The organism is Alteromonas sp. AWJ4_199 (assembly GCF_056159165.1).
Window position 1 is genome coordinate 210191 of sequence record NZ_JBSWUR010000001.1, and the last position, 14020, is coordinate 224210.

The window sequence follows — 14020 nt, forward strand, 5'->3', positions numbered from 1 at the left end:
TATGGACCAGGGAATTGTAGGCAGCATTTTTACTGTCATCGTCTTTGTAAGCTTCATCGGCGTCGTGTGGTGGGCGTTTAGCGGCCGCAACAAGAAAAAATTCGATGAAGCTGCAAACCTAGTGTTTGCAGACGAAGAAAAAGAAAAATCAAAAGAAGATTAGCAGGAGTCTCGAACTCATGAGTATGTTTTGGACAATTTGGATTTCAGTGATAACCCTAGGGTTAATCATTGGTTGCTACTTCCTTCTTCGCTGGTGCCTGTCTAACAAGACTGGCGTAGCTGAAGGTGAGTCAATGGGTCACGAATTTGATGGTATTGAGGAGTTAAACAATCAACTTCCTCGCTGGTGGACAATTATGTTCTATATGACCATCGTTTGGGGCTTTATATACCTAGCGCTTTATCCTGGCCTAGGTGCGTATGAGGGTATTTGGGGTTGGAAGAGCTCTAACCAAAATATTCAATCACTAGAAGAGTCAGCTCAGGCGCGTATCGATGCAAAAGAGCAAGGCTACCTAGTAGAGTATGACCGTGAACTAGATTTTGCTGCTGAGAAGTTCGACCCGATCTTCGAAGCGTATGCACAAGTTCCTGTTGAAGAACTGGCTAAAGACCCAGAAGCAAACAAAGTAGGTCAGCGTTTGTTCCTACAAAATTGCTCTCAGTGTCACGGTTCTGATGCTCGTGGTCAAAATGGCGGCTTCCCTAACCTAACGGACAACGACTGGTTGTACGGTGGTTCAGGTGCGAAAATCGTTGAAACTCTTACGCTTGGTCGTAAAGCAGCTATGCCAGCATGGCTAGATGCTATGGGTGAAGACGGTATCGAAGAAGTGGTTAACTACGTACTTAGTTTAAGCGGTCGCGATGTAGACCCTCAGCTTGCAGAAGCAGGTAAAGCTCGTTTCGCAGCGTGTGCGGCTTGTCACGGTATGGACGGTAAAGGTAATCAAGCACTTGGTGCACCAAACCTTACTGACAATATCTGGCTATACGGCGGCAGTCACAGAGCGGTAACAGAAACGCTTACTTACGGTCGTAACGGTGTAATGCCTTCATTCAAGAAAACCTTGGGTGATGACAAAATTCACGTTGTTGCAGCGTATGTTTACAGCCTTTCAAATGATTAATGATTTAAATCATTAAATATCTTAAAAAGCCTCGTTACTACGGGGCTTTTTTTATGAGAAAATACAGCGATATAGGGAGTGCTGTACGAACAATCTTTGTTCACATTTAGTATGTCTCGCAAACATTATATTTATTCTTATTTCCCGGCTAAACATGTAGTTGGGGCAGTAAAAATAAATATGTTGTTAGCGAAGTAAACACGAGAAAAGATTTCAATGAATAGACCCTGGTATAAAGAGTTCTGGCCCTGGTTTTTAATTGCCGTTCCTATTATCACGCTCATTATGGGCGGCGTATTATTAAAGCTTGCTATTAGTACTGAAGATAGCCTAGTGGTGGACGACTACTACAAGGAAGGAAAAGCAATTAATGCGCGATTGGATAAAGAAGCCGTAGCCCGTCGCATGAATATCACTACCGATTTAACCATTGAAGATGGCAGCATAGCGCTAGAGTTTCATTCAGGTATTCCACAAGAAGGTAATGCGGTTAAACTAAGCTTTTATCACGTAACGCTTGAAGAGCGTGATGTCAGCGTTTTATTAAGCCGCGATGCTAGGGGTATTTATCGCGGTTTTGTCGAAGAAGATCTTGATGGTAAATGGCGCGTATCGCTAACCCCTATTGATGATAGCTGGAAAATTCAAAATACCATCTATCTGCCCCACTCTGGCAAGATGAAATTCAATCCATAATGGCCAAGCACGACTGTTACCATTGCGGCTTGCCTATTGCGGGCTCCGACGATGGAAAATTTACTACCGTCATATTAGGGCAGCAACGCGACATGTGTTGTCCTGGATGTTTAGCCGTGGCCGAAGCCATTGTAACCAATGGTCTTGAAGACTATTACCAGTTTAGAACCGAACCGGCGCAAAAATCTGACGATGGCATTCTAGAGACACTCGACAAACTCAAAGTGTATGACGACCCTGCTCTTCAAGAAGAATTCGTTTTTGATGAGGGGCAAGATAAGCAGATTCAATTAACCCTTGAAGGTATCACGTGCGCTGCGTGTGGATGGCTTATCGAAAAGCAATTATCAAAAGTAGAAGGGATAAAGCAAGTCGCGGTAAACGTCCAAGAGCGTCGCGCTTTAGTTACTTGGTCACCGTTTCAAATTAAGCTTAGCCAAATTCTTTCTACACTAAAACGCATTGGTTATATTGGGTCGCCATTTCACCCCGATGAACACGAAGCCAGTTATAAACGCGAACAAAAGACCTTTCTGAAGAAGCTTGGCCTTGCAGGCATTATGACCATGCAAGTAATGATGCTGATGACAGGGCTGTATTTTGACTGGTTTGGCGCTATTGAATTAGAAACTCGACAGTATTTTTACTGGGTTGCCCTTACGCTTACTACACCTGTAGTACTGTACTCAGGCAGCACTTTTTATGTGGGCGCCGCGAAAGCGCTAAGCGCAAGAACGGTTAATATGGATGTACCCGTTACGCTCGCAATATTCGGTACTTACATTGCAGGAATTCGCTCTACTGTATTAGAGCAAGGTGAAGTGTATTTTGAATCTATTTGTATGTTCATTTTCCTGCTATTACTTAGCCGCTTTTTAGAACATCGTAGCCGTCATCGCGCCGCACAGATCTCTGCCAATATGATGCAGTATGTTCCTGTGTCAGCGACTAAATTAATGCCAGATGGCAGCGTTACTGAATGCTTAGCAAAGCAATTAAAAGTGAACGATGTAGTGCTGGTTAAGCCTGGTGAAACCATCCCCATTGATGGGCTGGTAACAGAAGGTAACGCTGCGGTTGACGAATCTATGCTTACCGGTGAGTTTAGCCCGGTGCGCAAGTCAAACAGTAGCACCGTATATGGTGGTACTGTGTGTCAAGACGGCAGCCTTACCATTAAAGTGACACAAACTCTCAAAAATGCACTGGTAAATCAAATTGTAAGGCTGCAAGCAAGTGCTATGGCGAATAAGCCTAAAGCGGCACAAATAGCTGATAACTTTTCTCGATATTTTGTGACAGCTGTCTTGCTGGTTTCTGCCTTAACTTATGGCTTTTGGGCCTATAACGGCAGTGATGATGCGTTTTGGATCACCATTTCCGTGTTGGTAGCAACCTGTCCTTGCGCATTAGGGTTGGCTACACCATCAGCGTTAACCTGCGCTATGGCAAAGTTAAACCGACAAGGTATTTTACTAAAACGCGCCGATGCGCTTGAGCAAATCACTGGCATTGACACTATCGCACTGGATAAAACCGGTACGCTGACACAAGGCAAATTTACCATTTCAAATGCCTGGTATGCTGACGGTGTAGACAGTGACAGTGCACTTTCAATTGCCCGTGCTCTAGAGTCGCGCTCTGAGCACCCTATTGCAAAAGCCTTTAGCCCAAATAAAACCCTTGGCGGTAGTAACGTCCATGGTACGGATAATTCCTCCAGCAGACCTACTATCCACAATGTGGTTAATTTTAGCGTGACGCCAGGAGGCGGCATCAGCGGTGAAATTAACGACACCTTGTTTTCAATGGGCTCTGCCCAATTTTGTGTCCACGAATCACAACAAAATCTTCTTAAGGATTATCCGTCAGCCAATGTCTTTCTCACGGTGAAGGGCCGTATTATGGCGGCGTTTGAGGTAAGCGACACGTTGCGAGAGGATACTCAAGAAACCTTAAATATTCTGGCAAAAAGTCACACCCTTGCAGTATTAAGTGGCGATACACAACAAAACGTGGACGCTCTTACCGCTTCCTTGCCAATATCAACAGCTAAAGGTGGGCTCACACCAGAGCAGAAATACGATGCTGTACAGGCTATGCAGCAATCTGGCGCGAAAGTGATGATGATGGGTGACGGTATTAACGACGCGCCCGTTCTTGCCAGCGCTGATGTGGCAATTGCAGTGGGTAATGCCACAGACGTGGCTAAAACTGCTGCTGATGTCATATTACTTGGCGATCAGCTACTTTCTGTACCTGAACTGATTAAAACCGCTCACCAAGTGAAGCAAAAAATTAGACAAAATATAGGATGGTCGGTAGGTTACAACGTTTTGATTCTGCCTTTCGCCGTGTCTGGCCTACTTTCACCGTGGATGGCTGTTGTTGGTATGTCGTTAAGCAGTATTATTGTAGTCACAAACTCAACGCGACTTTTGAGCAAATAGCATGAGTATTATTTACGTATTAATTCCAATCGCCATTATCATAGTCGCTGTCGCTATCGTGATATTCTTTTGGGCGGTGAAAACTAATCAATTCGAGGATCTAGACCGTCAGGGGTACAGTATTCTATTTGACGATGACCTTCCGCCAGAAGAAAAAAAGCTAGCTGAGCAACGCAAGCAACTTCAAGACAATAAAGTAGACAAAAGCCAAGCGCCAAATGGAAGGGATTAACTACTTCTCTGCCTTTCTTATCGGCTTAGCCGGCGGAGTTCACTGTGTGGGAATGTGCGGTGGAATTGTCGCTGCGCTAAGGATGGTATCGCCTAAAGGCGCTTCAGCACTACCCTATACCCTTGCCTATAACATGGGACGTATAGTGAGCTACACCATCGCCGGAGCAATAACCGGGGCGCTTGGCAAAATAGCAGCCGACTACGTGCCCCTTGCCAACTATGCCCTATCCTTGCTAAGCGGCCTTATGCTGTTGTTGCTGGCCTGTTATTTAGGCAAATGGTGGACGGGTTTAACGGTGTTGGAAAACGCAGGAAAAGGTTTATTTTCCAAACTGCAGCCATTATCTAAGCGTTTTTTACCTTTTAAAACCCCTTTTAGCGCTATTCCCTATGGTTTTATTTGGGGTTGGCTTCCTTGCGGGTTGGTGTATTCCACACTTACCTGGTCTCTCGCGGCGGGGAATGCGCTAGAAGGCGCTGGCATTATGTTCTTCTTCGGTTTAGGTACATTACCCACCTTGCTCGCCGCAAGCGCTGGTAGCCAGTATATAGTTCGATGTTTTCAACATAACCATGTTAAACAAATTATTGCAGGAATAATGGCCATATATGCCGCTTATCTTATTCATAGCGCAATCGTTTAAAAATGGGTGTATTATTGTCGGGTATTCTTTTACAGAGCGTGCATTATGAGCAAAGGAAGCCAATTTTCTATTCACTGTCAAAACTGTAGTTTCAGTCACCTGTGTTTACCGGTGGCGTTAAACAAAACAGAAATCGAATCTCTTGACGATATTATTGAACGCAAGAAGCCGCTTCATAAAGGTGACACTCTGATTCAAACTGGTGATAAATTCCGTTCTCTATTTGCAGTGAGAACCGGTTCATTCAAATCATTTGTGACTAATACCGAAGGTGAAGAACAGATTACCGGTTTCCACTTTCCTGGTGACATTATCGGTTTCGATGCATTAAGAGAGAACAAACACCAAAGCTACACCTCTGCGCTAGAAACAGCCATGGTGTGTGAGCTTCCCTACGAGACTCTCGACGAAATGTCAGTGCAATTTCCAAAGCTGCGCCACCAGATCATGAGCTTCATGAGCGCTGAAATAAAACAAGATCACGACATGATCATGCTTTTAAACAAGCGTACTGCAGAAGAGCGTTTATTATATTTTATCTCACATCTTTCTCAGCGCTTTGAGGAACGCGGCTTTTCCCATAGAGAATTCCACTTAACCATGACGCGCAACGAAATTGGAAACTATTTAGGCTTAACGATAGAAACCATTAGCCGTTTACTGAGCCGTTTTCAGAAGGAAAACATTATCAAGGTTGACGGTAAATTGATCTCTATTTTGGATTTTGATCGGTTAAATACCAAGTTAGAGGCGTTAAATGGCCCTAGCGTAGTCTGTAACGGTTAATTTATTCTTCTGGTATCTTTAGCGCGCTACATGCGCGCTTTTTAGTTTTAACCTTTAAAGTTTCACTGTATTCCCTCACTGGGTTACACGATATCCATCCATTGGGCGTTAAAGCTCCCGTAACATTTGAATTGGCCCTTTTTTTATCAACGAATTATTTAATCCTTGATCGAAAACAACTCACGTTTTTCTAAATGTCGTTTATAGTTAATGTAAACGGTTTTGAAACAATATCGATGTCGACAGCCATACAAAGCTTTGTAGTTGAGGAGACGTTATGATTGAGTGTAAACGAATTCTTGCCGTGGTGGACGCGGAACGTGACAACCAGCCTGCCCTAAGCCGTGCCTATGAACTTGCGTCAAAAACCGGCGCCACGGTTACCGCTATGATGGTGGTATATGATTTGTCTTACGATATGACAACCATGCTTAGCCCCGACGAACGTGAATCAATGCGCGATGCCGTTACAAAAGAGCACGCCAAATGGTTATCTGCCCAGCTAAAAGAACAAGGCTTTTCAGAGACCGATATTGTGGTTGAGTGGAATAACCGTACTTATGAGTCGATTATTTATTACGCCCTTAATAACCAAATCGACTTAGTGGTAAAAGCCACTAAAAAACATGACGACCTTGCCTCAGTGATCTTTACCCCTACAGACTGGCATCTAATGCGCAAGTGCCCACGCCCTGTACTGCTCGTTAAAGAACACGACTGGCCAGAAGGCGGTGAAATTATAGCTGCAGTAAACGTAGGCAGCGAAGATGACGAGCATGCTGCGTTAAACGACAAGCTTACGATCATCGCTAACGATTATGCTTCTTTGTTGAAAGGTAACGTTAATTTAGTGAATAGCTACCCTACAACTCCACTTAACATTGCCATTGAAGTGCCAGAGTTTGACCCTGATACATATCACGATGCGGTAAAAAATCATCATATGAAAGAAATGCGTAGTCACGCGCTGAAATATGGTATTGCAGAAAATAAATGTGTGGTGAAAGAAGGCTTGCCTGAAAAAGTTATCCCGCAAGTGGCTAAAACACTCGATGCCGAGTTAGTTGTAATAGGCACCGTGGGACGGGTTGGTATTTCGGCGGCGCTTATTGGCAATACTGCCGAGCACGTTATTGATGAACTAAATTGTGACGTACTTGCGATTAAGCCAGATGGGTTTGGATCACCGATAACCGTGTAGTTAACGACTTAATTGCGCTTAAATACCAAGACACTTGGTGGCGACAAATGGCGAATCGGCGATGGGCGTTAAAAAACCTGCGCATTTAGCGGTTAATTCCGAGAGTTAATCATACACGCTTAAATCAGTACTTAACGCTTCTCGATAAATTTAACAACACAGCCATAGTCTCGAAAAGGCGCTTTAATGTATAATGGCGCCTTTATCACAAACCAAGCTAGTTAATTATGAGTTTAGGCACAAGCAGTGCTGATGCGCCGACGTTAAACGCCGCGCAAAGTAAGCAAAAGTACAACTTCAACAAACTTCAGAAACGACTTCGTCGCAACGTGGGTAAGGCCATTGGCGATTTCGGTATGATTGAAAACAACGACAAGGTTATGGTGTGTTTATCGGGCGGTAAAGACAGCTATACCATGCTTGATATTTTATTGTTTTTAAAGAAGATTGCGCCTATTCATTTTGATATTATTGCGGTAAATCTTGACCAGAAGCAGCCTGGTTTTCCTGAACATATTTTGCCCGAGTACTTAGACAGCATTGGCGTTGACTACAAGATTGTAGAAGAAGACACCTACTCTATTGTTAAAGACAAAATTCCTGAAGGAAAAACGACTTGTTCGCTTTGCTCTCGTTTGCGTCGTGGTATTTTATACCGCACGGCGAAAGAATTAGGCGCCACTAAAATTGCATTAGGTCACCACCGCGACGATATGCTTGAAACGTTTTTCCTAAATATGTTTCACGGGGGCAAGCTTAAATCTATGCCGCCAAAACTGGTTAGCGATAACGGCGAACATATAGTAATTCGTCCTTTGGCTTACTGCACAGAAAAAGACATTGAAAAATACTCTCAAGCTGCTGAGTTCCCGATTATTCCTTGCAACCTTTGTGGTTCACAGGAAAATCTACAGCGCCAGAACATAAAAGCAATGCTTCAAGACTGGAACCGCCGTTTCCCAGGTCGTATTGAATCAATGTTCCGCGCGCTTCAAAACGTGGCCCCTTCACATCTTGTAGATAGTAACCTTTATGATTTTAAATCTATCGTCACCCAAGACGGCCCCGTTGCTGATGGTGATATAGGATTTGATGAACCTTCTTTTGCTACAGAAAATAGCGCAGATCCCAGTGATGAAGACAACGCTATCGAAGTAGTAAATATTATGGAACCAAAGTAGATGAAGATTGGACTTGCATTAGGTGCCGGTGCCGCAAGGGGCTGGACACACATTGGTATAATTGAAGCTTTGGAAAAACTTGGCGTTAAAATCGACGTTGTTGCTGGTTGCTCCATTGGTGCTTATGTTGGTGCTGCCTACGCAAGTGGCAAGCTAGAAGGTTTAAAAGAATGGGCCTGTTCACTTAGCGACTGGCAGGTACTCGCTCTTATGGGTGTTGGATTAAGACGTGGCGGTATTGCCAGCGGTCAAAAGGTTTTCGACAAACTTGCCAGCGAGTTTTGTGTCTCCTCCTATGAAGAAATGCTGAAGCCCTTTGCGACGGTGGCAACTGACCTCTATACCGGCCGTGAAGTGGTATTTAATTCAGGTCCTATTGGCGATACCATTCAGGCATCCTGCGCTATTCCAGCGCTTTTTGCCCCCGTTGCTCATGGCGATCGCTGGCTAGTGGATGGCGCTGTTGTGAACCCTGTACCGGTGAACTTGTGTCGCCAATTAGGGGCTGATTTTGTGATTGCGGTTAATCTTAACGCCGATTTTCGCCCGCTTCGGTTGGAAAAGTTAAGGCAAGATCACGAAGAAAACCAACGTAAAACCGAAGACTTTTTTACTAAAAGCCAAAACGTATTGCGCCAATGGTTTTCGCCAGACAGTAAAGATGACAAAACGTCAGACGAAAATGAAGAGCAGCTTCAAGTCAATGCTTCTGAAGATGTGAATACCGAAGAAAGCATAGCCTCTGATGTTATTGAAAAAGTAGAAGAAGAATTTACCGAAGTGCCTGCAAAGGTGAATAAGCGCAACCCGCCAGGAATTATGAGCGTAATGAGCAGCTCACTTGAAATACTTCAAGCTCGTGTTACTCGGTCTCGTTTAGCCGGCGACCCGCCAGATATACTAATAGAACCTCAGCTTACTGATGTAGGTATCATGGAGTTTCATAGGGCGGAAGAACTGTGCGCAAAAGGCGAAGAGACCATCGCGCGAATTGCAGAGCAAATTAGGTATCAGTTACTAACCTGATACCTAATTGTTCAAAAGATAGATTAACTTGAGGCCATAGCTGTAACACGCAGCGGCGCGTGTGGTAGCGTTAAGCCTTTCGCTTCGTTGATCCACTCTTGTTCTAAATGCAGAACGCCATTGTTAATTTGTACGCCCTGCGGCGTAATGAAATCTAAATTTTTGTCTTCGAACTGAATCATCAAGCCCTTCACCGATGGCATCATAAAAGACAAAAAGCTCCCCATTTCATTGAAAAAGGCTTCATACTGTTCGTATAAGAAAGTGAGTTCTTCTTTTTTGTAATACTGTTTTAGGTACTCGGGCTTGGTTTCAAGCTGCACCGACATATCACAAACGTTCGCACGTTCGTTTAAGTCGATACGTACCAGTGCATTAGCCAGTTTTAGTGCTTTTTCAGTGGGTACGGTAAAACGTCCTTCATCAGTAACGTCTAGTGGCATTGTTTTCTTGTCGGTAACGATAGATGCACCGTTAACCTCGCATAAACGCCCTTCACCTACACGAACAAAACCAAAGGCAAACTGAAGCGCTTGGGTATCTTCGTTATCTAGCTTTTTAACATGGCTGTAGAAACGGCTGTACTCTACATCTATCGTTTCAGCAGATACGGATGTACTAGCAAAACCGACAAACAGAGATGAAGCAAGAAATAATGCAGCGCGTATCATTCGGATAAAAACTCCTCGTTAAATAGGATCATTGTTTGAAGCTCTTCAACATAAGCGGCTCCTCGCTCGGAATAGTTCATCAGCCCTTCAGCTAGTGCAATACCTGTGATGGGTAATTGGTTAGCTCTCAGTCGACTGCGGATCTCTCTTAAGTCAGCATAGGCATCGTGTCTGTTGAGGTTACGCATATAGGTGTACGTAGCTCGAGACAAGTTGTCAAACTTGGCCACTTCATGAGATGCGCCGTCGTTTCGACGACTTGGAACGAAACCACACCCTTTTGAAAAACACCACAAACCGAAGAAGTTGTAGCCCTTCCTTGCAAATCGGCTTGTTCCCCATGCAGATTCATTCGCAGCCTGAACAAGTACCAGTTCTTCAGGTAAAACATCAATTTTCTGCAGTAAGGCTAATAGTTTAGTCTTTAAAGGCTGTGTGGGTTTTACCCGATATTCCTCTTCAAGCCACTCAAGCCTAGTCATGTCGTCTTCAGACAGTGACTCATTAGCTAACGTCTTTCTGTAAAGGGTTTGTACATAGTGTCTCAAGGTAAGTAAGTAAGCGTTTTGTTTCTCTACCTCGGGGCGTAGATAATTAAAAAACGCCTCTTTTTTCTCTTTTACGTCACTATAACCAGAGAAATCAGGCACCGGCTTTTTCGCCTCCACCGTTTGAGGTATATCTAGAATATCAGGCTCGTCCTCGGTAAAAATAATGGCGTTAATGACGATAACCGCCAGAACACCCAACGTTATAAGGACAATTTTAAAGGTTTCTCGTTTATGCATCGAAGCTCGACTCATTCACATCGTTTTCAGATGCTTCCGTGCTTACTCCTTGCTCGCCAATTAATTCCTGATAGAGCAACCCCATCATACTAAAATAAAAGGGTAACACCCAAATTAGGGAAACCCCGAACGTCAGCGGTACCGACACGAACAATAAGAAGAGAACGCCGAAAATACTGGCTATTTGAGCCCAGTACGCATTAAATACTCGGCAGGAAAGAATAATTGCGCTTATTGGCGTTAGCTTTCTGTCGGCCACTAACATCAGAGAAAAAGAAGACGCTAAATAGAAGTACACACCTGGAATGATGAGCAGCATCATGCCTAACTGCACAAGGATACTGTTGACTAGCTGGGTTAACGCTACCAAAAATATTAAGGGGAAAAACTGAAATACTGTAAATACCGATGTTTTTACACCACGCGCTACAAAAACCCCCATCATATATAAACCAGTCAGTAACGGAGCAACGATGCAGATTGCGACAATTTCAATGATTGACTGGTGCTCAAAAACATAGGTTCCATCGTCATTTATAGTAATGTATTGCTGAGCAAATACACCTAACACGACAAACGTAAGAAATAGAACAACACTTCCCTGCAGTAATGATGAAAAGTTTGCTTTTGTTAGACCGGCAGCGCGGCGCAAGAGACCTTTGGTATCGAATTGATACTGTTTGGACAACGTACTGTTGAGGCGGTCTGGGTTTACGTCTTTCACACAACTCTCTTATATTTTTAGAAAAATCGGCGCGATTATATCAATTCACGAAAATAATTGCCTGTTTGTGTATTAAACAAAAATTACCCCAACACCAACTTAGCGGCTAACCCGACTAAAAGCACGCCCATAGCCCTATCCAACCAATAGCCCTTTTTGCCAATAAGTTCAGCAACTTTACTGGTACTTAAAAGGTAGGAAAGGAAACAAAACCAAAGCCCGGTGGCAAACGCTAAATAGATACCATAACCAAGCTTTACGCTAAATGGCGTATCAATGCTGATGATGGCGGTAAAAAGTGAAAGGAAAAACAGCGTTGCTTTTGGATTAAGCCCGTTTGTCAGAAACCCCATCCATACAGCACGTTTTGCCGAGATTTGTGATGTCTTTTTTTCCGCATTTACGTGTTGCTCCTGCTTAACAGGGCCGCTTCTAAGCGCTCCGAAAGCAAGATAAAGTAAATAGGCAGCGGCAGCGTAGCTAAAAGTGGTAAATAGCCAGGGCGTAGTCGCAATTACCACACTTAGCCCTACTAGCGAGTAAGCAACATGCAATAAGATTGCTAGCCCAATACCGATACTAGTGTATATAGCGATACGCCTTCCATAAGCCACGCTGTTTCGAACCACCACCGCAAAGTCAGGGCCTGGGCTGGCAACAGCCACAAGATGTACCAATGCAATGGTAAGAAATTCATTCATATACTGCATGTTTTGCGCCTCCTACAGCGCATATTTTGAAATCAATTCATCAACCCACTGCGGAACTATGCGCGAGGCAGGACCAGTAAGTGATTCGTCGAACAAAGCATTGGATACACCTGGTTCTAAATTCGCTTCTATTGTGTGTGCCCCATTTTCTTTAGCAATCTGAACAAAGCCAGCAGCGGGATACACATTACCCGATGTACCAATAGCTATAAATACATCGGCCTGTGAAAGCGCCTCGTAAATTTCTTCCATATACATAGGCATTTCGCCAAACCACACAATATCCGGTCGAAGGGTTACTCTTTTACAGCACGGACATTTAGTGGTGTGATCAAAACTCTCACGCCAATCAAAAGTTTGCTGGCTAATAGCACAGCGCGCCGAAAGTAGTCTACCATGCATATGATAAACCGACTCACTTCCCCCACGCTCATGTAAGTCATCTACATTTTGCGTCACCAACGTTAGCTTATGACCGAAGGCTTTCTCGAGTTTAGCAAGCGCCATGTGTGCTGCGTTGGGCAAAACATCATTCTGTTGAAGCTGTGCCCGGCGCGCATTATAAAAGCGATAAACCAAGCTAGGGTTTTGCTCGAACGCTTCGGGTGTAGCGACTTCTTCAACGCTGTGATTTTCCCAAAGGCCGTCATTATCACGAAAGGTTTTTAGCCCAGATTCAGCGGAAATACCCGCACCGGTGAGAATAACAATATTGGGTAAGGATTGATTAGCTGACATTGGGTTGTACTTACTCTGTTGCTATAAAGCGAGTTATTCGGTTTTCCTATGAAGCTCGCGGTAATATCGTGCTTAGGCATACATCGCACATAAATGATTTTAGTATTTAAAGGATTTTATGCTTTTACACGCCTTTGACTACCGGATACTGGGTATTAGCGCCCCACTCAGACCATGAACCATCATATACCGAAACTTGCGTAGCACCACACATAAGAGCTGCAACACCAATGATACAAGCGGTAACGCCTGAACCGCAGGTGCAGATAATAGGTTTACGCAAATCGACTTTTGCTTGTGCAAAAACAGCGTTAAGTTCATCTACAGGTAAGAAATGGCCGTCTTTTATTAGTGTATCGAAAGGAACATTGAATGCGCCAGGCATATGCCCTGAGCGCACGCCTTCACGGGGCTCTGAAACTTCGCCTTTAAATCGCGGACTACTTCTCGCATCAAGCAGTTGCGCTTCGGTATTTATAGCCTGCAGCACTGCACTAGAGTTTGCAAACCACCCAGGTCGAGGCGTTGCTTGGTAGGTTAATTTTCCATACTGCTGTTGTTCTGAAACGGGAAGCCCAGCCCCCTCCCACGCAGGTTGGCCACCATTTAATATATATACATCTTTATGCCCTAGTGCCTTTAGCATCCACCACACTCTAGGCGCAGAATACATACCTCGGGTGTCGTAAACCGCTATGGGAGTATTTGCTGTGATACCTTGATTGCCAAGATAAATAGCAAGGTCATCAGCTGAGGGCATACTGTGCGGTAAACCTGTAGTGTGATCGCTGCCTTCGCTATCTAGATCAAAATCCACTGAAGCAGGCAATACCATTGCCGTTCGTGTATCCGGCGTTTTTGACACAGGATCATCCATCAACGCCCTTACAAGCGTAACTGGTTTTTGTTGCATTGCATTGGCTAACTCGCCGACTGACAGCAATACTGATGCCATTACATCCTCCTGGAAAGCGCTCACATGAGTGAGCGCCTTGTAATACCGCGATAAAAACGAATCGGTTGGTATTTATTCACATT

Annotated in this window: 16 protein-coding genes; 10 read left to right on the top strand and 6 right to left on the bottom strand. The window is 44.2% G+C overall.

The features are described 5' to 3' along the window. Position 1 precedes the first annotated feature (1 nt). The 10 genes from ACXAER_RS00875 to ACXAER_RS00920 all read left to right on the top strand — a co-directional run bounded on the left by ACXAER_RS00875 (position 2) and on the right by ACXAER_RS00920 (position 9351). Positions 2-163 carry a cbb3-type cytochrome oxidase subunit 3 gene (locus tag ACXAER_RS00875; RefSeq protein WP_159613673.1) on the top strand — a complete coding sequence of 54 codons (162 nt, stop codon included), beginning with the start codon at positions 2-4 and terminating at the stop codon, positions 161-163. Positions 164-179: 16 nt separating this feature from the next. After that, positions 180-1133 carry a cytochrome-c oxidase, cbb3-type subunit III gene (ccoP, locus tag ACXAER_RS00880; protein WP_136781593.1) on the top strand — a complete coding sequence of 318 codons (954 nt, stop codon included), beginning with the start codon at positions 180-182 and terminating at the stop codon, positions 1131-1133. Between the two features lie 216 nt (positions 1134-1349). After that, complete coding sequence (locus ACXAER_RS00885) at positions 1350-1829, top strand: FixH family protein (RefSeq protein WP_474825709.1); 480 nt, start codon at positions 1350-1352, stop codon at positions 1827-1829. After that, the gene (locus ACXAER_RS00890; protein WP_474825711.1) at positions 1829-4279 is read left to right on the top strand and encodes a heavy metal translocating P-type ATPase; all 2451 of its coding nucleotides are present in this window, start codon (positions 1829-1831) and stop codon (positions 4277-4279) included. The genes ACXAER_RS00885 and ACXAER_RS00890 overlap by 1 nt, the downstream gene beginning before the upstream one ends. Position 4280: 1 nt before the next feature. Beyond that, positions 4281-4511, top strand: coding sequence for a cbb3-type cytochrome oxidase assembly protein CcoS (gene ccoS, locus ACXAER_RS00895; RefSeq protein WP_474825713.1), 231 nt, complete (start codon positions 4281-4283; stop codon positions 4509-4511). Next, on the top strand, positions 4498-5157 hold the full coding sequence (locus ACXAER_RS00900) for a sulfite exporter TauE/SafE family protein (RefSeq protein ID WP_474825715.1): 660 nt from the start codon (positions 4498-4500) through the stop codon (positions 5155-5157). Before ccoS ends, ACXAER_RS00900 begins: the two co-directional genes overlap by 14 nt. Before the next feature lie 45 nt (positions 5158-5202). Beyond that, entirely contained in the window at positions 5203-5943 is a 741-nt protein-coding gene (gene fnr / locus ACXAER_RS00905) for a fumarate/nitrate reduction transcriptional regulator Fnr (RefSeq protein WP_474825717.1), read from the top strand. 277 nt (positions 5944-6220) lie between these two features. Beyond that, on the top strand, positions 6221-7144 hold the full coding sequence (gene uspE, locus ACXAER_RS00910; protein ID WP_474825719.1) for a universal stress protein UspE: 924 nt from the start codon (positions 6221-6223) through the stop codon (positions 7142-7144). 227 nt (positions 7145-7371) lie between these two features. Continuing rightward, positions 7372-8325 carry a tRNA 2-thiocytidine(32) synthetase TtcA gene (gene ttcA / locus ACXAER_RS00915; RefSeq protein ID WP_474825721.1) on the top strand — a complete coding sequence of 318 codons (954 nt, stop codon included), beginning with the start codon at positions 7372-7374 and terminating at the stop codon, positions 8323-8325. Next, positions 8326-9351: a patatin-like phospholipase family protein gene (locus ACXAER_RS00920; RefSeq protein ID WP_474825723.1), complete on the top strand. Its 1026-nt coding sequence runs from the start codon at positions 8326-8328 to the stop codon at positions 9349-9351. Between the two features lie 23 nt (positions 9352-9374). Here the strand turns inward: ACXAER_RS00920 and ACXAER_RS00925 are convergent, their stop codons facing one another. The 6 genes from ACXAER_RS00925 to ACXAER_RS00950 all read right to left on the bottom strand — a co-directional run bounded on the left by ACXAER_RS00925 (position 9375) and on the right by ACXAER_RS00950 (position 13937). Next, positions 9375-10022, bottom strand: coding sequence for a DUF2987 domain-containing protein (locus ACXAER_RS00925; RefSeq protein WP_474825725.1), 648 nt, complete (start codon positions 10020-10022; stop codon positions 9375-9377). Continuing rightward, complete coding sequence (locus tag ACXAER_RS00930; protein WP_474825727.1) at positions 10019-10810, bottom strand: glucosaminidase domain-containing protein; 792 nt, start codon at positions 10808-10810, stop codon at positions 10019-10021. Before ACXAER_RS00930 ends, ACXAER_RS00925 begins: the two co-directional genes overlap by 4 nt. Further along, complete coding sequence (locus tag ACXAER_RS00935; protein ID WP_474825729.1) at positions 10803-11534, bottom strand: YciC family protein; 732 nt, start codon at positions 11532-11534, stop codon at positions 10803-10805. The genes ACXAER_RS00930 and ACXAER_RS00935 overlap by 8 nt, the downstream gene beginning before the upstream one ends. Positions 11535-11617: 83 nt before the next feature. Next, positions 11618-12244: a LysE family translocator gene (locus ACXAER_RS00940; RefSeq protein WP_474825732.1), complete on the bottom strand. Its 627-nt coding sequence runs from the start codon at positions 12242-12244 to the stop codon at positions 11618-11620. A 12-nt stretch (positions 12245-12256) separates the two neighbouring features. After that, a complete protein-coding gene (gene cobB, locus ACXAER_RS00945; protein ID WP_474825734.1) occupies positions 12257-12982 on the bottom strand; it encodes a Sir2 family NAD+-dependent deacetylase in 726 nt (241 codons plus the stop codon). Between the two features lie 124 nt (positions 12983-13106). Beyond that, positions 13107-13937 (bottom strand): sulfurtransferase, encoded by an 831-nt coding sequence (locus tag ACXAER_RS00950; protein ID WP_474825736.1) that lies wholly within the window; start codon positions 13935-13937, stop codon positions 13107-13109. Positions 13938-14020 lie beyond the last annotated feature (83 nt).

Bases quoted from the DNA above. Each gene is read 5' to 3' on its own strand.
- ccoS (WP_474825713.1), top strand. From the start codon at position 4,281: ATGAGTATTATTTACGTATTAATTCCAATCGCCATTATCATAGTCGCT.
- ttcA (WP_474825721.1), top strand. From the start codon at position 7,372: ATGAGTTTAGGCACAAGCAGTGCTGATGCGCCGACGTTAAACGCCGCG.
- ACXAER_RS00950 (WP_474825736.1), bottom strand. From the start codon at position 13,937: ATGGCATCAGTATTGCTGTCAGTCGGCGAGTTAGCCAATGCAATGCAA.
- ACXAER_RS00885 (WP_474825709.1), top strand. From the start codon at position 1,350: ATGAATAGACCCTGGTATAAAGAGTTCTGGCCCTGGTTTTTAATTGCC.
- ACXAER_RS00875 (WP_159613673.1), top strand. From the start codon at position 2: ATGGACCAGGGAATTGTAGGCAGCATTTTTACTGTCATCGTCTTTGTA.
- ccoP (WP_136781593.1), top strand. From the start codon at position 180: ATGAGTATGTTTTGGACAATTTGGATTTCAGTGATAACCCTAGGGTTA.
- ACXAER_RS00920 (WP_474825723.1), top strand. From the start codon at position 8,326: ATGAAGATTGGACTTGCATTAGGTGCCGGTGCCGCAAGGGGCTGGACA.
- uspE (WP_474825719.1), top strand. From the start codon at position 6,221: ATGATTGAGTGTAAACGAATTCTTGCCGTGGTGGACGCGGAACGTGAC.
- ACXAER_RS00900 (WP_474825715.1), top strand. From the start codon at position 4,498: ATGGAAGGGATTAACTACTTCTCTGCCTTTCTTATCGGCTTAGCCGGC.
- cobB (WP_474825734.1), bottom strand. From the start codon at position 12,982: ATGTCAGCTAATCAATCCTTACCCAATATTGTTATTCTCACCGGTGCG.
- ACXAER_RS00925 (WP_474825725.1), bottom strand. From the start codon at position 10,022: ATGATACGCGCTGCATTATTTCTTGCTTCATCTCTGTTTGTCGGTTTT.
- ACXAER_RS00890 (WP_474825711.1), top strand. From the start codon at position 1,829: ATGGCCAAGCACGACTGTTACCATTGCGGCTTGCCTATTGCGGGCTCC.
- fnr (WP_474825717.1), top strand. From the start codon at position 5,203: ATGAGCAAAGGAAGCCAATTTTCTATTCACTGTCAAAACTGTAGTTTC.
- ACXAER_RS00940 (WP_474825732.1), bottom strand. From the start codon at position 12,244: ATGCAGTATATGAATGAATTTCTTACCATTGCATTGGTACATCTTGTG.
- ACXAER_RS00930 (WP_474825727.1), bottom strand. From the start codon at position 10,810: ATGCATAAACGAGAAACCTTTAAAATTGTCCTTATAACGTTGGGTGTT.